Source organism: Streptomyces sp. NPDC015345 (assembly GCF_043078805.1).
In the GTDB taxonomy this organism is placed as follows: Bacteria; Actinomycetota; Actinomycetes; order Streptomycetales; family Streptomycetaceae; genus Streptomyces.
The window spans coordinates 1,395,174-1,413,525 of the sequence record NZ_JBIBTX010000001.1; the positions used below are offsets into that span (position 1 = coordinate 1,395,174).

An 18,352-nucleotide genomic window follows, 5' to 3' on the forward strand; every position below is an offset into this window, starting at 1 on the left:
ACGACCATGACCTGGCTGATCACCGGCGGCGCCGGATACATCGGGGCGCACGTCGTCCGCGCCATGACGGAGGCGGGCGAGCGGGCCGTGGTCTACGACGACCTGTCCACCGGCATCGCCGAACGCCTCCCCGCGGGCGTCCCGCTCGTGACCGGCTCGACGCTGGACGCGGAGCTCGTCGCCCGCACCCTGAAGGAGCACGCCATCACCGGCGTCATCCACCTGGCGGCGAAGAAGCAGGTCGGCGAGTCGGTGGAGCAGCCCCTGCGCTACTACCGCGAGAACGTGGAAGGCCTGCGGGTCCTCCTCGAAGCGGTGGTGGAGGCCGCGGTCCCGTCCTTCGTCCTCTCCTCCTCCGCCGCGGTGTACGGCATGCCGGATGTCGACCTCGTCACCGAGGAGACGCCGTGCCTGCCGATGAGCCCCTACGGCGAGACGAAGCTGGCGGGCGAGTGGCTGGTGCGGGCCACCGGCCGCGCGCACGGCCTGGCGACGGCGTCCTTGCGCTACTTCAACGTGGCGGGCGCGGCCTCGCCCGAGCTGGCGGACACCGGCGTCTACAACCTCGTCCCGATGGTCTTCGAGAAGCTCACCGCCGGTGAGTCCCCCCTCGTCTTCGGCGCGGACTACGCCACCCCGGACGGCACCTGCGTACGCGACTACATCCACGTCGTCGACGTGGCCGAGGCCCATGTGGCGACGGCCCGCAGGCTCGCGGCGGCGGCGCCCGGCACGGATCTGACCCTCAACGTCGGCCGGGGCGAGGGCGTTTCGGTGCGCGAGATGACGGACCTCATCAACGACGTGACGGGGTACGCCATCCCCGCCGAGGTCACCGGCCGCCGCCCCGGCGACCCGGCCCGCGTGGTGGCCGCGGCGGACCGCGTCGCCACGGAACTGGGCTGGACGGCCAAGCGCGACGTGCGCGACATGATCACCTCGGCGTGGGCCGGGTGGGTGCGGCTGCATCCGGAGGCGGGCGCCCGCCCTGGGGTGTAGCAGGCCCCACCATCGGCCCGGGGGAGCACCCCATCGTGCCGACGGCCGACCGGTGACAGCGTGGGTGCCGGGCCGCCGCACGGCGCGCCGGTCACCCGCCCCCGGAAGGAATCACCCCATGAAGGCCCTGCTCTGGCTCGTCCTGGCCGCCGCTGTCGCCCTCAACGTCTCGACCAGCCTCGTCTTCGACGGCATCCAGCAGGTCCTGATCAGCGTCGTCACGGGCGCCGTGGCGCTCGGCACGGCGGTGACGCTGTACGTGACGCGGCGCCGCGACGCCTGAGCAGCCGCTTTCCAAGGCCGGCGCCGCTCAGAGCGCCCGCAGCCCGGCGGCCGTGGCCGCCGCGAGCCGGCCCAGGTACCCCTTGGGCAGCTTCGCCCGCACCACCACCGAGCGCCAGTAGAGCGGCCCCGACACCAGGTCGAGGGCCAGCTCCTCGTCGGCACCCTCCCGCAGCTCGCCCCGCTCGACGGCGGCCCGCACGATGCCGCTCGCGACCCCGTGCTGCCCTTCGCGCAGCGCCTTCTGGAGCGCCTCGGCGATCTCGGGGTTGCGGGCCGCCTCGGCCTGGAGGTCGGGGATGATCTGCGAGGCGACGGGGTGCCGCAGGGCGCGTGAGGTCACCTCGTACAGCAGCCGCAGATCGCCCTCCAGGGAGCCGGTGTCCGGCGCGGGCAGCCCCTGGACCGCTATGGCCGACACCAGGTCGAGCACGAGGTGCAGCTTGGAGCGCCAGCGGCGGTAGACGGCGGTCTTGCCGACGCCCGCGCGGCGGGCGATGCCCTCGATGGACATGCGCGCGTACCCGACGGAGGCCAGCTCCTCGAAGACGGCGGCCCGGATGGCCTCGGTCACGTCCTCGCGGAGCACGGCCGCTCCGGCGGGCGCCCTGCGGCGCGGCCGTGCCTCCGTGGGCGCGCCCTGCTGCTCGCCCTCCGGCCCGCCCGCCTGTTCACCCTCTGGCCTGCTCGTCGTCATACGGACAGCATAAGCAGGGCCCAGCGTCACGACGATACGGTTGCGTTCCGACGTCACAAGGTCCTACGCTCGGCGTTGCGACGATACGGGCCCGTCCCGACGCACGCCGCAGCCCTCCGCAGCCTCCCCGAGCGAAAGCCACGGATGTGAGCCAGGTCCTCGACGCACCACCGCCCGCACCCCCCACCCCGGCGGCCCCCCTCTCCCCCGCCGAACTCGCCGCCCGGCACGGCCTGACCGTCAGCGGTGCCCGCCCCTCCCTGCCCGCGTACGTCCGGCAGCTGTGGCGGCGCCGCCACTTCATCACCGCCTTCGCGACGGCCAAGCTGACGGCCCAGTACAGCCAGGCCAAGCTCGGCCAGCTCTGGCAGGTGATGACCCCGCTCCTGAACGCGGCGGTGTACTACTTCGTCTTCGGCGTCCTGATGAACACCAAGCGGGACGTCGAGGACTACGTCCCGTTCCTGGTCACCGGCGTCTTCGTCTTCACCTTCACGCAAGCGTCCGTCATGGCCGGCACCCGCGCCATATCCGGCAGCCTCGGCCTGGTCCGCACCCTGCACTTCCCGCGCGCGTCGCTGCCCATCTCGTACTGCCTGCAACAGCTCCAGCAGCTGCTGTTCTCCATGGCCGCGCTCGTCGCGATCCTGCTCTGCTTCGGCGTCCCGCCCGCGCCGTCCTGGCTCCTGGTGATCCCGGTCCTCGTACTCCAGTTCACGTTCAACACGGGCCTGGCGCTCGTCATGGCCCGGCTCGGCAGCAAGACGCCGGACATCGCGCAGCTGATGCCGTTCGTGCTGCGGACGTGGATGTACGCGTCCGGCGTGATGTGGAGCATCGACGCGGTCCTGAGGGACCGGGACCTGCCGCACGCCGTCAAGGTCCTCCTGGAGTGCAATCCGGCCGCCGTCTACATCGACCTGATGCGGTTCGCCCTGATCGACACCTTCCGGGCGGACCAGCTGCCGCACCACGTGTGGGCGTGGGCGCTGGGCTGGGCACTGGTCGCCGGGATCGGCGGGTTCATCTACTTCTGGAAGGCAGAGGAGACCTACGGCCGTGGCTGAGACAGAGCGGACCCCCGCCCCCACCGTCATCGTCGACCAGGTCGACATCGTCTACCGCGTGCACGGCACCGGAGCGGGCCGCGGCACCGCCACCGCCGCCCTCAACCGGATCATCGGCGGCCGCGGGAAGACCGAGGCGCGGGCGGGCGTGCGCACGGTGCACGCCGTCAAGAACGTGTCCTTCACCGCCCGCAAGGGCGAGGCGATCGGCCTGATCGGGACGAACGGCTCGGGGAAGTCGACGCTGCTCAAGGCGGTCGCGGGCCTGCTGCCCGTGGAGCGCGGCCGCATCTTCACCGACGGCCAGCCCTCCCTGCTCGGCGTGAACGCGGCGATGATGAACGACCTGACGGGCGAGCGCAACGTACGCCTCGGCGGCCTCGCCATGGGCATGAGCCGCGAGCAGGTGGCCGAGCGCTACGACGACATCGTCGAGTTCTCCGGCATCAACGAAAAGGGCGACTTCATCACGCTGCCGATGCGCACGTACTCCTCCGGCATGGCGGCCCGCCTGCGCTTCTCCATCGCCGCCGCCAAGGACCACGACGTGCTGCTCGTCGACGAGGCACTGGCCACCGGCGACCGCTCCTTCCAGAAGCGCTCCGAGGCCCGCATCCGCGAGCTGCGCGAGCGCGCGGGCACGGTCTTCCTGGTCAGCCACAACAACAAGTCGATCCGCGACACCTGCGACCGGGTGCTGTGGCTGGAGCGCGGTGAGCTGCGGATGGACGGCCCCACGGCGGACGTACTGAAGGAGTACGAGAGGTTCGCGTGACCGCGCGACTCAAAACCGGACAGGTAGCCCTTTTGTCGCATCAATATGCGCATCCTTACACTATGGGAGCGTTTAGCAACAGAAGGAGTGCGCGTGCAGCCACGGCTGAGTGTTGTCGTCCCCGTCTACAACGTCGAGCTCTACCTCGACGAGTGCCTGGAGTCCCTGGCGGCCCAGACCTTCACGGACTTCGAAGTGGTCATGGTCGACGACGGGTCGACGGACGGCAGCGCGGCCATCGCCGAGGCCTTCGCGGCGGCCGACCCCCGCTTCCGCCTGATATCCCAGGAGAACAAGGGCCTCGGCGCGGCGCGCAACACCGGCGTGCGGGAGATGTCCCCGGACAGTGAGTACCTCGCGTTCGTGGACAGTGACGACACGCTGCCCGCCACGGCGTACGCCCTGCTCATCGAGACGCTCGACACCACCGGCTCGGACTTCGCGGCCGGCAACGTCACCCGCTTCCGCTCCGCCGGGTACGTCCAGTCGCCCGTGCACCGCGTGCCGTTCGCGGCGACCCGGCTGCGTACACACGTCTCGAAGTTCCGCCCGCTGCTGACCGACCGCACCGCGTGGAACAAGGTCTACCGCCGCTCCTTCTGGGAGAAGCACCAGCTCGCGTACCCCGAAGCCATGCTCTACGAGGACGCCCCCGTCAGCGTCCCCGCGCACTACCTCGCGGACGCCGTGGACGTGCTGAGCGAGCCGATCTACAACTGGCGCGAGCGTGAGACCGGCGAGCGGTCCATCACGCAGAACCGCACCAACCCGCAAGGGCTCATCGACCGCGTGAAGTCGATCCGCATGGTGCGCGAGTTCCTGCTCGCCCGGGTCGGCGACGACCCGATGTACGCCGAGCACCTGCGGGTCTACGACAACAACGCCCTCGCCGAGGAGATCCCGCTGTTCTGGCGGGTGCTGCCCGGCTCGGACGCCGCGTACCAGGAGGCGTTCCTTGAGCACGTGGGCCGCCTGGTCCGCGAGATCGGGCAGGACGCGGTGCGCGCGCTGCACGTGCCGCACAAGCTGAAGCTGTATCTGACCGTGCACCGGCGTCTGGACGAGCTGATCGCGCAGCTGGAGTTCGAGAAGGACCACGGCGGCTCGATCCCCGTCTCCGGGACGCTGCACCCGAAGGCCGACTACCCCTTCCTCGACCCGACCGCCCCGGTGCCGGACGCCGTCCTGCGCCTCGACCCCGAACTGCGGCTGCGCAGCCGCCTCGACGAGGCCGCCTGGCACGACGGCAAGCTGTGGCTTTCCGGCTGGGCGTTCCCGCGCCAGCTCGGCGCCGAGTCGCGGAGCAAGGCGCTGAAGTCGCTGATCCTGAAGGAGAAGGGCAGCCGCCGCACGGTCCTCGTGCCCGCCCGCACCCATCTCGACCCGGAGGCCACCGTGGCCTCGGGCGCGCAGTTCCGGCACGCCGACTGGGCGGGCTTCGGGGCGCTGGTGAACCCCGCGCGGCTGCGGCACCGCGGCAGGTGGGTGGACGGCCTGTGGTACGTGCGGGTCGCCGTGGCCGGCACGGGCTCGACGCCCCGGCGCGGGCCGCTGTACGGCGCGGGCACCGGCTCCGGGCAGACGCCGCCCGCGCACTGGGTCGCCGAGGACGTCCGCGTGGCCCCGCAGATCCAGGACGGCGAGCTGGCCATCCGCGTGGAGACGGCGCACGCGCGTGCGCTGGAGGTCCGCGCCGAGGGCACCGGCCTGCTCGTCCGCGGCGTCCTGCGCACCGCCCCCGAGGGCACGGCCCGGCTGCGCATGCGCCACCGCGAGTCCGGCACGATCCTGACGGTGCCCCTGGACCTCGGCGTGCCCGTGGAGGGCCGCGTCCCCTTCACGGCCCTCATCGGCACGGCGGCCCTCACGGAGGTGCGCGAGGACCACGAACGGCTGAGGCCGACACAGGCGGAGCGGTCGATCGGCCGGTGGGACATGTCGGTGGAGATCGTCACCGGTGCCGGAACTGAGGTTGGGCCCAAGTCGACCCGCCTCGCCCTCATCCTGGATGACCGCGAAGGCTTCTCCGGCGCCCAGTTCCCGCACGGAGACCGCGCGATGTACGCCCGCCGCAGCCCCGGCGGCTACCTCCAGCTCTGCGACCAGCCCGCGCAGCCGCTGATCGACCGCGTCTCCGTGGCCCCCGACGGCACCGTCACCCTCACCGGCAGCTATCCGGCCCAGGGCACCTGCGACCTGGAGCTGGTCCTGCGCCAGACCTGGTCGGGCCACGAGTACACGTTCCCCGCCCGCGCCGAGGGCGGCCGCTTCACAGCGCGCTTCGTCCCCGCCCCCACCCACGCCCACGCGGGCGCCACACCCCTGCGGGCCGGCTTCTGGTGGCCGTCCGTGCAGAAGCCGGACGGCTCCCGCACCGCCGTGCAGCTCGCCCCGCCCGTCCACGCCCACCTGCCCCTGGAGGTCGTGGCGCACGGCAAGCGCGTCGAGCTCCAGGTCCGGCAGTACGACCAGCTGGCGCTGATGGCCCACTCCGAGCTGCGCCCCGACGAGCGCAGCCGCTACCGCCAGACGAGGCTGCGCACCGAGGCCTACCCGTCCGCCCGCCACGAGCCCCTGCGCGAGGCCGTCCTGTACGACGTCTTCGGCGGACGCATGTACGGCGACTCGCCGCGCGCGATCCACGAGGAGATGGTCCGCCGGGGCCTGCCGGTAGAGCACCTGTGGGTCGTCAAGGACGGCCAGTGCGAGGTCCCGGCCACCGCGAAGGCGGTGCGCGTGCACAGCCCCGAGTACTACGAGGCGATGGCCCGCTCCCGCTACATCGTCGGCAACACGCACTTCCCGCGCTGGCTGGAGCGGCGCGAGGGTCAGCAGATCGTCCAGACCTGGCACGGCACACCGCTCAAGCGGATCGGCTTCGACTTCGACAACGACCACTTCGCGAGCACCCAGTACCTGATGGACCTGGACCGCGAGCGCCACCAGTGGACGATGCTGCTCTCCCCGAACCGGTTCAGCACGCCGATCATGCGCAGCGCCTTCCGGTTCGGCGGCGACGTGGAGGGCGAGCTCCTGGAGGCGGGCTACCCCCGCAACGACGTGCTGCTCGCCCCGGACCGCGCCGAGCGCGCCGCCCGCGTACGCCGCGCGCTCGGCCTGCCCGAGGGCAAGAAGGTGGTCCTCTACGCCCCGACGTGGCGCGAGGACAAGCAGCGCCACCGCGGCGGCTTCCTGCTCGACCTGCGCATCGACCTGGAGAAGGCGCGGCACGAACTGGGCGACGACCACGTCCTGCTGGTCCGCCCGCACGCGCACATCGTGGAGCCGGTGCCGGGCGCGGGCGACGGCTTCGTGTGGGACGTCGCGAGCTACCCCGACATCATGGACCTGCTCCTGATCGCCGACGTCCTGGTCACCGACTACTCCTCGGTGATGTTCGACTTCGCCGTGACGGGCCGTCCGATGCTGTTCTTCACGTACGACCTGGAGCACTACCGCGACCGGCTGCGCGGCTTCTACTTCGACTTCGCCAAGCGCGCGCCGGGCCCGTTGCTCCCGACCTCCGACGAACTGATCGCGGCACTGCGCGACGTGGACGCGATGAGCGCGCCGTACGAACAGGCGTACGACGACTTCCGCGCCGAGTTCTGCGACCTGGACGACGGGCAGGCCGCGCGCCGCGTCGTGGACCGGATGCTGGCCCACCGAGGGACGACCACCGCATGAGTACGGAAGAGGGGGGCACCGCCATGCCCGAGGAACAGACGGAGACCACCGCCGGGCCGCCCGTGCTGAGCGTGGTCGTGTACGGCCGCAACGTCCAGGGCCACCTGGCCGCCGGCCTGGACGCCCTCGCCGCGCAGGCCTCGCCGGGCGTCGAGGTGATCGTCGCCGCGGTGGGGGCCTCCGCGCGGGACGCCGCGTCCGACCGGCCGGGCGTCACCGTCGTCCCGCTGCCCGAGGGCACGGACGACGCGGCGGCGCGGGTGGCGGGCGCCGAGCGTGCGGGCGCCCGGTGGCTGCACTTCGTGCACAGCAAGGACACCGTGCCGACGGGCGCGCCGCGCACGGTCGCGGACCGCGTGGCCGATCTCGCGGATGGCGTGGACGTACTCGTGGCCGACCACGTCCGCTCGACGTGGCGGCACCAGGGCATGCCGAGCCCCGACGGCAAGCACCTCGCCAGGCAGGGCCGCCGCGATCTGCCGCTGGCGGACTGCCCGGACCTGCTGCGCGTCACGCCGCTGCTCGGCAACCGCGTGCTGCGGGCGGAGTTCTGGCGGGAGCACGCGGAGCACTTGGCGGGGCATGACGAGACGTACGCGGCGTACGCGGCGCTGCTCCTGGCGGACCGTATCGCGACGCTGGACCAAGTGACGTTGAACGTACGGGAGTTGCGCACCGAGAGCCTGCCGACCGGCCGCCCCGAGGAGCGCTTCGGCGTCATCGACCGCTACGAGTCGCTGCTCGCCCTCACCGCGGACCTCGGCCTGCCGGCCGCTCCCCGCGCCGCGCTCTACGACGTGATGGCCGGCGACTGCCTGCGGGTGATCGCCCGCGAGAAGCTGCCCGACTCCGTCCGCAGGGAGTTCTTCCACCGCGCCTCGAAGGCCGCCGTCGCGTGGCGGCCCGAGGGGTACCTTCGGCCGGGCGGCCTGGAAGGCGTGCGGCGCCGCATCCTCGAAGAGGACGCGTACACGAAGTACCGCACCTTCCAGACCGCGAACCAGCAGCGGCGCAAGCTGCGTTCGGCGGTCGTGGCGCGCAAGCACAAGGTGGGCGTGAAGGTCCGCGACCTGCGCTACCGCAGGGAGCTGGAGCGCCCCGTCGACCCCCACCTCGCGGTCTTCACGGCCTATTGGGACCGGGGCGTGGCCTGCAACCCGGCCGCCATCGCGGCGAAGCTCGCCGAACTCGCCCCGCACATCCACCCGGTGTGGGTCGTCTCGGCGGCGAACGTGCCGCTGCTGCCGCCCGGCACCGACCACATCGTGCCCGGCACGCGCCGCTACTGGGAGGTGCTGGCGCGCGCCAAGTACCTGGTGAACAACGTCAACTTCCCCAACGCGGTCGTCAAGCGCCCCGACGCCATCCACGTCCAGACGCACCACGGCACGCCGCTCAAGCGGATGGGCCTCGACCAGCTCGACTACCCGGCGGCGGCCAAGGGCCTGAACTTCCACAGCCTGCTGGAGCGCGTCGACAAGTGGACGTACAGCGTCTCCGCGAACAGCCACTCCACACAGATGTGGGAACGCGCGTACCCCTCGCGTTACGAGTCCCTCGACTACGGCTACCCGCGCAACGACGTCTTCTACAGCGCGACGGCCGCCGACATCCGCGCCATCCGCGACCGGCTCGGCATCGCGCCGGGCAAGCGGGCCATCCTCTACGCGCCGACCCACCGCGACTACGAGGCGGCCTGGACCCCGCGCCTCGACCTGGCCACGCTCGCCGACCGCCTCGGCGAGGACACGGTCCTGCTCGTGCGCGGCCACTACTTCTACGGCGGCGCGACATCGCCGCTGGCAGGCCTGCGCAAGAGCGGCAGGATCATCGACGTCTCGTCGTACGACCCGGTGGAGGACCTCTCCCTGGCGGCGGACGCCCTGATCACGGACTACTCGTCGATCATGTTCGACTACGCCAACCTCGACCGCCCGATCGTCATCTACGCCGACGACTGGGAGACGTACGCGAAGACACGCGGCGTCTACTTCGACCTGATGGCAAAGGCGCCGGGCAAGGTGGCGCGCACTCAGGAGGAGCTGACGGAGGTGTTCACGTCCGAGGCATGGCACGACGAGTCGGCCGCCAAGGCACGCAAGGCGTTCCGCGAGCGCTTCTGCGAGTACGACGACGGGCGCGCCGCCGAGCGGGTCGTGCGCCGCGTCTTCCTCGGCGAGAGCGAGGAGTCGCTGCCGCCCGTGACCCCGGTGGACGCGCGCACCCCGGCCCCGACGCCCGAGGAGGCGATGACCCGATGACGCAGATACCCGATGTCACCGTGACGGTGATCGTCTACAACGACGCGGAGCGGCTGCCGCGCGCGGTGGCGTCCCTGCGCCGCCAGACGCACGAGAACATCGAGATCATCATCAGCGACGACCACTCCACGGACAACACCCCTGAAGTGGCCCGCCGGCTGGCGGCGGAGGACGCCCGCATCACGTATCTGCGCCTCCCGGAGAACAGCGGCGGATGCAGCGCGCCGCGCAACCGTGCCCTGGACATCGCGCGCGCCCCGTACCTGATGTTCCTGGACAGCGACGACGAACTCCCGGAGCGGTCGGTGGAGTTGCTGCTCGCGGCGCACCGCGAACGGGAAGTGGACTTCGTCATGGGAGCGGTGGAGCGGGTCCGGGTGGACACGGGCCGCACGTCGACATGGATGCCGCACCTGGTGGCGGAACGCCGCACGGTGAACGGCATCGAGGCGGAGCCCTCCCTCCTCTTCGAACACCTCTCGACGAGCAAGATGTACCGCCGGGAGTTCCTGGACCGCAGCGGACTGCGCTTCCCGGAGGGCATCCACTACGAGGACCAGCTGTTCTCCGCGCAGGCGTACTGCCTGGCGAAGTCCTTCACGGTGATCCCGGACCCCGTCTACCGCTGGTACATAGCCCCCTACGAGGCGGCGGAGTCGGCGTCGATCTCGAACCAGCGCCACAAGCTGTCCAACGTACGCGACCGGATCCACGTCCAGCGCCTGATAGACGAGTTCCTCGTGGCCGGCGGTCACGAGGCCGTCCGGGAGCCCAAGGACTTCAAGTTCCTGAAGCACGATTTCCGGATGTACGCGGGTGACCTGCCGTTCCGCGACGAGGAGTGGCTGGCGGGCTTCGCGGACATCGTGAACCCGTACCTGGCGGAACTGTCCTCCGACGCGTACGCGCGCCTGCCCCGCGCCGAGCGGGTCGTCCTCCAACTGATCCGCGACAACCGCCTGACGGACGCGCAACTGGCGGCGCGGGGCCTCGGCCACGGGGTGGCGCCGCGGCAGACGTCGATGGACGCGGAGGGCCGGGTGTACTGGGGCGCGTACGTCCCGGAGTCGGAGGAGGCCCGCACCGAACTGGACATGACCGACCAGGGCCTGGACTCGCGCCCCTTCCCGAGCGCGCAGTTCCGCCACGAGATCACGCGGGTGGAGCGGGGCCCGGGCGCCTCAGTCGACCTCACGATCCGCACATACGACCCGGGCCTTCGCCTGCCGGTGGGCCCCCAGGTGGCCACGCTCCTCCTGGCCCCGGGCCACCGCCGCATGAGGACCCCCTTCCGCCTGGACCCGGTCCGCCCCGGCGTCTTCGAAGGCAGGGCCCACCTGGACCTGACGGCGGCCCCCCTCCCCCTCAACGGCTTCGAGGGCACCCGCCACCCGGTCCTGCAACTGACCTCAGGCACCCTGCGCAACACGTCCCTGCTCCTGGCCCCACTGACGTTCCCCACCCTGCGGGCCCGCATCGACTACCGGGGCGGCGCACTCCCCCACGAGGTCACGGTGGAACCGGAAGGCCGCGCCGCGGGCCGCCTCCAGCTGCGCTGGACCCCGGTGGGCGTGACGGCGAAGGTCGTACGTCCGTTGGCCCGCAGGGCGGGGGCGAAGGCGGGGGCGCGGGTGAGGAGGGCGGCGCGGTTGGTGGCCAGCGTGACGCGGTGAGGCCGGGGGGGGGGAGGACACCCGGCAGTCCGCGCGGCCGCCGTCACGCCACAGGCTGACGCCCTTCCTCCCGCGGTCTTGCCCGGGACGTGTGAAGTGACCCCGAAATCGTCGCTCAGAGCGCTCGTGAGGAAGAGTCCCCGACCACCCGTCTCCTCGGCGCCCTGGTCAAGCACCCGCGGCTGCCCGTCGCCGCTGTCCACCACCTCGACGCGGACGAACGCAACGTCGAGAACGAGACGCAGGCAGAACTCCCGCCCAGGAGGGGCGCCGTGCAGTACGGCATTCGTGGCGAGTTCGGAGACGCAGAGCCGGATGTCGTCCAGCCGATCGGCAACTCCCCACTCCGTCAGTACCTCTACGGCAAAGCAGCGCGCGGCGCGCACAGACCTGCGAGCGCGAGTAACGTATCGCTATTCGCGAAAAGCAGCAAGGTAGGCGAACACCCGGCGTGATTTGCTTACCGTGTATACGAGCAAGGTCGCCGCCATCGGCCAGCAGGAGGACGCCGTGAGAGACAGCACGTAGGTCAGTACCTCGATGCCGTACGTGACGCCCCGAGAAAAGGGGCAGCCAGAAGCCTGGGGCGAGGAGGCCGCCGCCCGGGGCGGCAAGGGCAGTCAGCGCATCACGCATGCCGGTGAGGTGCCCGCACCGGAAGAAGTCGCCGCCCTGCTCGGCGTAACCGCCGGAGAACCGGTCGTCGTACGCCGCCGGGTCATCGAACTCAACTCCGTGCCCATCGAGTTGACGGACACCTACTACCCCGTGGAGATCGCCCGCGGCACCCGCCTCGCCGGGACGGGCAAGATCCGCGGCGGAGCCGTCACACTCCTCGCCGAACTCGGCCACATCGGCGTACGCGTTCGTGAGGACGTCACCGCCCGCATGCCCACAGCCCAGGAGCGCGAAGCCCTCCGCCTGGGCGGGGACGAACCGGTCCTGCGACTGAACAGGCTCACCCTCGACGGCGCCGACCGGCCGATCCAGGCCGACATGATGGTCATGCCCGCCCACCGCCAGCGGCTCCGCTACGAGATCAGGATCGGATGACAGTGCCCCACACCGACGACGGCACGGCGGACCACCGCTCCCTGCACGAGCGGATCGCCGCCGATCTCCGGGACGAGATCATGAGCGGCGACCTCGCCCCGGGCTCGAAGCTGCCCACAACGAACCAGCTCAAAGAAAGGTTCGACGCGTCCAACGCCACCATCCAGAAGGCGTTGCACCTCCTCAAGGACGAGCGGCTCGTCATCGGCCGCGCCGGGGCGGCGGTCACCGTACGAGAGCACCGGCAGCGGACCATGCGGCCCGCCTCTTACATGGCCCCCGCACCTCCAGGAGAGCCCTACCGCTGGCTCACCGCGGCGGCCGAGCACGGCGTCCGGGCGCACAGCACGCTGCTGGACGTGACGGAGTCGCGGCCTCCGGCCGATGTCTCGGCGGCCCTGAACCTCTCCGACGGCGAATCGGTGGCCCTCCGCAGCCAAATCCTCTTTCTGGACGACGAGCCGGTCGAACTGGTCGCGTCCTACTACCCGTTGAGCCTGGCCCACGGCACCCCCATCATGGGCAAGAAGAAGATCCGGGGCGGCACCCCGGCCCTCCTCGCCGAACTGGGATTCCCGCCCCGCCTGAGTGTGGACCGGGTCTCCGCCAGGGTCCCCACCCAGGAGCAGTACCAGGCGCTGCGCCTCCCGAGCGACCTGCCCGTACTGCGCACCCTGCGCGTCGTCTACAGCGACGGGGACCGCCCCATCGAGGCCACGGTCATGGTCAAGGCCGGCCACCTCTACGAGGTGCAGTACGAGTTCACTCCGGAGTGAGCACTCGGCCTGCGATCCCCCTACTGGCCCGATAAGTCCCGCCCGCCTGGAGCCCCGCGGCGAAGTAGGCGCTCCCGGACCGCCAGCCTCACCCCACCACCTCATACAACACCTGCCCCCTCGGCCCCACCCCCGACTCCCTCAGCGCGGGATCGTCGCCGCGCAACCCCCCGTCCCCCGGATACGCCACAACCCACCGCACCCCATATCGACGCAGGACAGCCAACCGCTCCGCCCGCGTCGTGCCGGGCGCGAAGTACTTCCGTACCGCCTCCCCCCGCTCCCCCTCATCCGGCAGGAAGAAGTCCGGATAGCCGGGGGCGACCGTGTACGGCCCGTACGCCGGGATCTGGCGGGAAGGGAACGTCTTCGCCATGACCACGTCTCCGTGGCGGACCCGCGGGGACAGCCAGTCGTAACCCGCCCACGGCGGCTTGTACTTCGCGGCCACCGGACCCGGCAGCACCCCCCGCGGCACCACATACCCCAGCGTTCCCGCCTGCGTCCACGCGCCCAGCACCAGCGCCGCGCCCAGCAGGGCGGCGAAGGCCCTGCGTGCGGTGCCCGCGCCGAAGGCCTCCAGCGCCGCCGCCACCTGCGCCGGGATCAGGGCGGCGGGCAGCACCCTGCCCCACGAGTAGTGGCCGGTCAGGCCGCCCGCCGCGAACATCGCCGCGCCGAGCGCGAAGAAGATCACCAGGGGGTCGCGGTGGTCCCTGCGCCACCGCACGGCCAGCGCCGCCACGCCCAGCAGCGCGAGGCCGAAGTGCGGCAGCAGGTTCCGGTACAGCGAGCGGTGGATCTCCTCCAGGCCGCCCACGCCGAGCAGGCCGAAGAAGGAGTAGTACGGCCAAGCCACCAACACCGCGAGCCCGAGCGCCAGGCCGCCGGCCACCCGTAGCAGTACCGCCCTGGTCGGCCACGGCCGCGCCCCGAGCACCATCGCGAGGGCCCCGAACGACGCGACCACCCCAGTGAACTGGTGACTCAGCAGCGTCACCGCCCACAACACACCCAGCCCCACGAACACCCGCCACCCCGCGGCCGACCGCAACGCCCTCCGCAGCAGCGCCCAGAGGTGGAAGGCCGACCCGAGCGCGAAGGTACTGGGGTAGGAGACCGTCAGCGCAAGGGAGTTGAGGCCGAGGAAACCGCTCCAGTTGAACAGCCCGGGGCCCCAGAGCAGCAGCAGGCACAGCAGCACCACCGGCGCCGCCCCACGACGCGTACTGAACGTACGTACGAAGTGGCCGACGCCCGTCGCCAGCAGCCCCAGCCCCGCCACCGCCGCCACCCGCAGCACCACGAACGTGCCGAGCCCGGTCGCCTTCGCCAGGCAGCCGAGCAGCAGGGTCCAGGGCGAGTAGTAGGGGCTCGGGGTGTCGGCGTCGACCAGGGGGTTGCCGGGGTGCAGTGGGTCGTTGCGCAGGCGTTCGATCGTCGCCGCGTGGATGCCGAGGTCGCCCGCCCAGGGCAGCCGGACGATCACCAGGAGGAGCAGGGCGACAAGGAGCAGGGCGAAGGCGTGCGGTACGAGAGGGCGCGGGGACCGTATGCCCCCTTCGGAGGCGACTTCAGAGGCGGCCTTGGAGGCGGCCTTGGAGGCGGCTTTAGAGGCGACGCGCATCGTGCTGGAAGACCCACGTCCGGTAGACCAGGAAGCGGAACGCCGAGGCCAGGACGATCGACAGCGCCTTGGCGATGTTCGAGCCGATCGGTCCGCTCATGTCCGCGCCGTGGTACGCCGCGTAGAACAGGACGCTCTCCATCGCGACGCCGATCCCGCTGAAGACGAAGAAGAGGGCGATCTGCCGCTTGGTGCGCGAGGCGCGGTCGCGGTAGGCGAAGAAGCGGAAGCCGAGGTAGTTGGTGCCCATGGCCACGCAGCTGGCCAGGACCGTCGCCGTCATCGGAGGCGAACCGAAGCCGTGCAGGAGGAGGTTGAAGACGATGAGGTTGACGGCGACCCCGCTGCCGCCGACCAGGCCGAACTTCACCAGCTCCAGGGCCAGCCCGCGCAGCCGCGCGAGGGTCGAGGCGGGCGCGGCGGGCGGCGCCGCCGGCGGGGCGGGCGGGGCGGCGGGCGGCGCCTCCTGGAGCGTGGGCGCCGTCATCCGCGCGCCCCCGAGCCGCGAGCGGACGCTCTCGCGTCGAGCCGCAGCTTCCACGGCATGACGATCGACTCCAGCTGCACCATCAGGTTCATCTTCGACTCGCCGACCGTGCGGTCCTCGAAGTGGATCGGCACCTCCATGACACCGAAGCCGCGGCGCAGCGCGCGGTACTTCATCTCGACCTGGAAGCTGTAGCCCGCGCTGTCCACGGAGGCCAGGTCGATGGCGCGCAGGGCGTCCGCGCGCCAGAGGTTGAAGCCTCCGGTGATGTCGCGGACGCGGGTGCCGAGGATGGTGCCCGCGTAGGCGTTGGCCCAGCGGGAGAGCAGCTTGCGGTGGGCGCCCCAGGCGTCCGAGAGCGTGCCGCCCTGGACGTACCGGCTGCCCATGACGACCCCCGCGTCGGTGGCGAGGGCGACCCCGAGCAGCTCGGCGACCTTGGCCACGGGGTGGCTGCCGTCCGCGTCCATCTGGAGTACGTAGTGCGCGCCCTCGGCGACGGCCCGCGCCATGCCCGCGGCGTAGGCCCGGCCGAGGCCGTCCTTCTCCGTGCGGTGCAGGACGCTCATGCGGGCGCTGCCGTACCGCTCGGCGAAGCGCTCGGCGATCTCACCGGTGCCGTCCGGGCTGGAGTCGTCGACGACGAGGAGGCGCAGGCCGGTCAGCGGGAGCGCCATCAGGGCCTCGGCCATGCCGGGCAGGTTCCCCGCCTCGTTGTACGTCGGCATGACGACGGTCAACTCGGTGGCGGCCCAGGCTTCGGGCAGCCGTGCGGCGAGGCCCTGGGAGAGGTTCTCGGGGGTGTTCACGGTCATGGCTGGAGCCCTTCGGTGGTCCGCGGTCGATGGGTGGTCCGGTTACCTGCGCTGTGGATCTCCGTGGTGGATCTCCGCTGTGGATCTCGTACCTCCGTCAGACAATCTCACCCACCTTAGACCAAATGCCCGAATTGGAATGGTATGGCGAATCTCATCACCCATTCCGCGCCACGGAGGCAACCAATCAGGCCACGGAGAACTCGGCCCGGGGTGGCCCCTGCGGCCCCTACCCCCACGAGAGCCGATCGGCGACACGGGCTCCGCCACCGAAGACGCCGGGAAGCGCGGCCACGTTGCCCGGCGGCGCGACCGCACCCCCGCGCGATACGCTCGCCCAGCACACCGGCCGGGCCAGGGGACAGGCCGGGGGACAGAGGGGGGCGGCACATGCGGGGCGCGGTTCCGAGGCCACTCGCGGTTCCGAAGCCGCTGCGGGACGACGACCCGCGGGACGTGTCCGGGTATCCACTGCTCGCGCGGATCGGCCAGGGCGGCATGGGCACCGTCTACCTCTCCCGCACCCGCGGCGGCCAGCCCGTCGCGCTGAAGCTGATCCGCGCCGAGTACACCCGCGCCCCGCAGGGCCCCGCCTTCCGCGCACGCTTCGCCCGCGAGGTGGCCACGGCCCGCCGCGTCTACGGCTACCACCTCATCCCCGTCGTCGACCACGACGCCGAGGCGGAACTCCCCTGGCTCGCCACCCGCTACGTCCCCGGCCTCCCGCTCGACGACGCCCTCAGGGACCATGGCCCGCTGCCCGTCCCCACCGCGCTGCGGCTCGCCGCCTGCACGGCGTACGCCCTGGACGCCGTGCACACGGCGGGCGTCATCCACCGCGACGTGAAGCCGGGCAACATCCTGCTGGCCTCCGACGGGCCCTGGCTGCTCGACTTCGGCATCGCGCGGGCCGCGGGCGCCGCCACGCTCACCACCGTCGGCCGCCTCGTCGGCACGCCCCGCCACATGTCGCCCGAGCACGCGCTGGGCCGCGAGGTCACGCCCGCCTCCGACGTGTTCACCCTGGGCCTGATCATCGCCGAGGCCGCCTGCGGTCACCACCCCTACGGCCGGGGCAACGGCCTGGCCATCGCCGCGCGCATCGCGGGCACGGACCGCGAGCCCCCGGTCCTCGACGACGTGCCCGAACCGCTGCGCACCATCGCCGCCCACTGCCTGGCACCGCGCCCCGAGGACCGCCCGACGGCCGCCGAGACGGCCCGCCTCTGCGAGGCCGAGGCGGCGGCCCCGCGCCCCCTGCGCGACTTCACCGGATGGCTCCCGGCGCCCGTGGCCGAGGACGTGCGGCGCATCGAGGCGGCATCGGCCCGGCCGCCGGGCGCGGGCGTGCCGTTGGCGGAGGCGGAGACGGTCCGCGCCCTGCCGCCCACGGCGCCGCTGACGGTGCGGGACGAGGAGTGGTCACGCCGCGTACGCCGCGAGACGTGAGACGCAGGGCGCGCGCACCGGGTCAGCCGAGCTTGTCGACGGCCTGGTAGTACGTCCACGCCGTCCCGTCACACGTGGCCTTCGTCGCGCCGCTGTACCGCGCGCACACCCTCTTCAGGTCCGCGTAGAAGGCGCTGTCGAGCCGCGCCTTGTTGGCGCTGAAGGTGCCCGCTTCCTTGTAGTTGCGGTAGCCGAAGTCGTGCCGGGCACAGGACGTCTTGAAGGGGAAGCCGAGGGGGTTGTCGGGCGAGGTGGAGCAGTAGTCGGTGGTCCAGTTGAACCCGTACGCGCTCCAGGCACCCCGGTTCGCGTCGGCCGAGGCCCAGGCCTGGTAACTGGCCACGTCGGTCTGGGTCCAGCGGCTGAGCACCTGCGCCTTGTCGGCCGGCACGGCGGCCGCCGGGGCGGCGGTGACCCCCAGCCCGAGAGTGAGGGAAGCGGCGCCCACGGCAAGGGCGGCGAGTCGACGACGCATGAGGTTTCCTCCAGTGGGGGGAAATGACGCTGACGGACGTGCCCGGAACCCGCTGTACTCGACAGGCCTTCTGTGCCCGGCAGGCCTTGGTCGACTCAACAAGCCTTTATTTTCCAATAGTTGATGCCGCGACACATGAACTCCGCACCTACCACCCGCAAACAGTTGCGGCTTCCGGCGGCCCGGACCGAATTCCCCCCGCCCCACGGGAACTTCCCCCGGCATAAGC

The 18,352-nt window shown here is 71.8% G+C and carries 15 protein-coding genes and 1 pseudogene; 10 read left to right on the forward strand and 6 right to left on the reverse strand.

The features are described 5' to 3' along the window. Window positions 1–6 precede the first annotated feature (6 nt). Complete coding sequence (galE, locus tag ACF062_RS06280) at window positions 7–999, forward strand: UDP-glucose 4-epimerase GalE (protein ID WP_392136305.1); 993 nt, start codon at window positions 7–9, stop codon at window positions 997–999. A 118-nt stretch (window positions 1,000–1,117) separates the two neighbouring features. Further along, a complete protein-coding gene (locus tag ACF062_RS06285) occupies window positions 1,118–1,282 on the forward strand; it encodes a hypothetical protein (RefSeq protein ID WP_392136308.1) in 165 nt (54 codons plus the stop codon). A gap of 27 nt (window positions 1,283–1,309) precedes the next feature. Here ACF062_RS06285 and ACF062_RS06290 read toward each other — a convergent pair whose 3' ends face one another. Beyond that, a complete protein-coding gene (locus ACF062_RS06290; protein ID WP_392136311.1) occupies window positions 1,310–1,978 on the reverse strand; it encodes a TetR/AcrR family transcriptional regulator in 669 nt (222 codons plus the stop codon). Window positions 1,979–2,124: 146 nt separating this feature from the next. Between ACF062_RS06290 and ACF062_RS06295 the strand changes: the two genes are divergently transcribed. The 5 genes from ACF062_RS06295 (at window position 2,125) to ACF062_RS06315 (ending at window position 11,441) form a co-directional block, all read left to right on the forward strand. After that, the gene (locus tag ACF062_RS06295) at window positions 2,125–3,045 is read left to right on the forward strand and encodes an ABC transporter permease (RefSeq protein ID WP_392136314.1); all 921 of its coding nucleotides are present in this window, start codon (window positions 2,125–2,127) and stop codon (window positions 3,043–3,045) included. Beyond that, complete coding sequence (locus ACF062_RS06300; RefSeq protein WP_392136317.1) at window positions 3,038–3,820, forward strand: ABC transporter ATP-binding protein; 783 nt, start codon at window positions 3,038–3,040, stop codon at window positions 3,818–3,820. Before ACF062_RS06295 ends, ACF062_RS06300 begins: the two co-directional genes overlap by 8 nt. Before the next feature lie 93 nt (window positions 3,821–3,913). Continuing rightward, window positions 3,914–7,507: a CDP-glycerol glycerophosphotransferase family protein gene (locus tag ACF062_RS06305; RefSeq protein ID WP_392136319.1), complete on the forward strand. Its 3,594-nt coding sequence runs from the start codon at window positions 3,914–3,916 to the stop codon at window positions 7,505–7,507. A 23-nt stretch (window positions 7,508–7,530) separates the two neighbouring features. Next, complete coding sequence (locus ACF062_RS06310; RefSeq protein WP_392136570.1) at window positions 7,531–9,768, forward strand: CDP-glycerol glycerophosphotransferase family protein; 2,238 nt, start codon at window positions 7,531–7,533, stop codon at window positions 9,766–9,768. Next, the gene (locus tag ACF062_RS06315) at window positions 9,765–11,441 is read left to right on the forward strand and encodes a glycosyltransferase family 2 protein (RefSeq protein ID WP_392136322.1); all 1,677 of its coding nucleotides are present in this window, start codon (window positions 9,765–9,767) and stop codon (window positions 11,439–11,441) included. The genes ACF062_RS06310 and ACF062_RS06315 overlap by 4 nt, the downstream gene beginning before the upstream one ends. A 101-nt stretch (window positions 11,442–11,542) precedes the next feature. On the opposite strand, the pseudogene ACF062_RS06320 reads toward ACF062_RS06315, so the two are convergent. Continuing rightward, window positions 11,543–11,827 (reverse strand): annotated as a pseudogene (locus tag ACF062_RS06320) (ATP-binding protein); the annotation flags it as partial. A gap of 154 nt (window positions 11,828–11,981) precedes the next feature. Here ACF062_RS06320 and ACF062_RS06325 point away from each other — a divergent pair. Both ACF062_RS06325 and ACF062_RS06330 read left to right on the forward strand, forming a co-directional pair. Further along, on the forward strand, window positions 11,982–12,494 hold the full coding sequence (locus ACF062_RS06325; RefSeq protein ID WP_392136325.1) for a GntR family transcriptional regulator: 513 nt from the start codon (window positions 11,982–11,984) through the stop codon (window positions 12,492–12,494). Beyond that, window positions 12,491–13,270 (forward strand): GntR family transcriptional regulator, encoded by a 780-nt coding sequence (locus ACF062_RS06330; RefSeq protein WP_392136328.1) that lies wholly within the window; start codon window positions 12,491–12,493, stop codon window positions 13,268–13,270. Before ACF062_RS06325 ends, ACF062_RS06330 begins: the two co-directional genes overlap by 4 nt. Before the next feature lie 88 nt (window positions 13,271–13,358). On the opposite strand, the gene ACF062_RS06335 is transcribed toward ACF062_RS06330, so the two are convergent. Genes ACF062_RS06335 through ACF062_RS06345 form a run of 3 tightly spaced genes read right to left on the reverse strand, consistent with a single transcriptional unit; the run spans window position 13,359 to window position 16,199 of the window. After that, window positions 13,359–14,897 (reverse strand): hypothetical protein, encoded by a 1,539-nt coding sequence (locus ACF062_RS06335; protein WP_392136331.1) that lies wholly within the window; start codon window positions 14,895–14,897, stop codon window positions 13,359–13,361. Further along, complete coding sequence (locus ACF062_RS06340; protein ID WP_392136334.1) at window positions 14,881–15,384, reverse strand: GtrA family protein; 504 nt, start codon at window positions 15,382–15,384, stop codon at window positions 14,881–14,883. The genes ACF062_RS06335 and ACF062_RS06340 overlap by 17 nt, the downstream gene beginning before the upstream one ends. Beyond that, window positions 15,381–16,199, reverse strand: a complete 819-nt coding sequence (locus ACF062_RS06345) for a polyprenol monophosphomannose synthase (protein ID WP_392136337.1) — start codon at window positions 16,197–16,199, stop codon at window positions 15,381–15,383. Before ACF062_RS06345 ends, ACF062_RS06340 begins: the two co-directional genes overlap by 4 nt. Window positions 16,200–16,589: 390 nt before the next feature. Here ACF062_RS06345 and ACF062_RS06350 point away from each other — a divergent pair, with 390 nt between their 5' ends. Beyond that, window positions 16,590–17,648 carry a serine/threonine-protein kinase gene (locus tag ACF062_RS06350; protein WP_392136340.1) on the forward strand — a complete coding sequence of 353 codons (1,059 nt, stop codon included), beginning with the start codon at window positions 16,590–16,592 and terminating at the stop codon, window positions 17,646–17,648. A gap of 22 nt (window positions 17,649–17,670) precedes the next feature. On the opposite strand, the gene ACF062_RS06355 is transcribed toward ACF062_RS06350, so the two are convergent. Then, a complete protein-coding gene (locus ACF062_RS06355) occupies window positions 17,671–18,123 on the reverse strand; it encodes a phospholipase (protein WP_392136343.1) in 453 nt (150 codons plus the stop codon). Window positions 18,124–18,352: the final 229 nt, after the last annotated feature.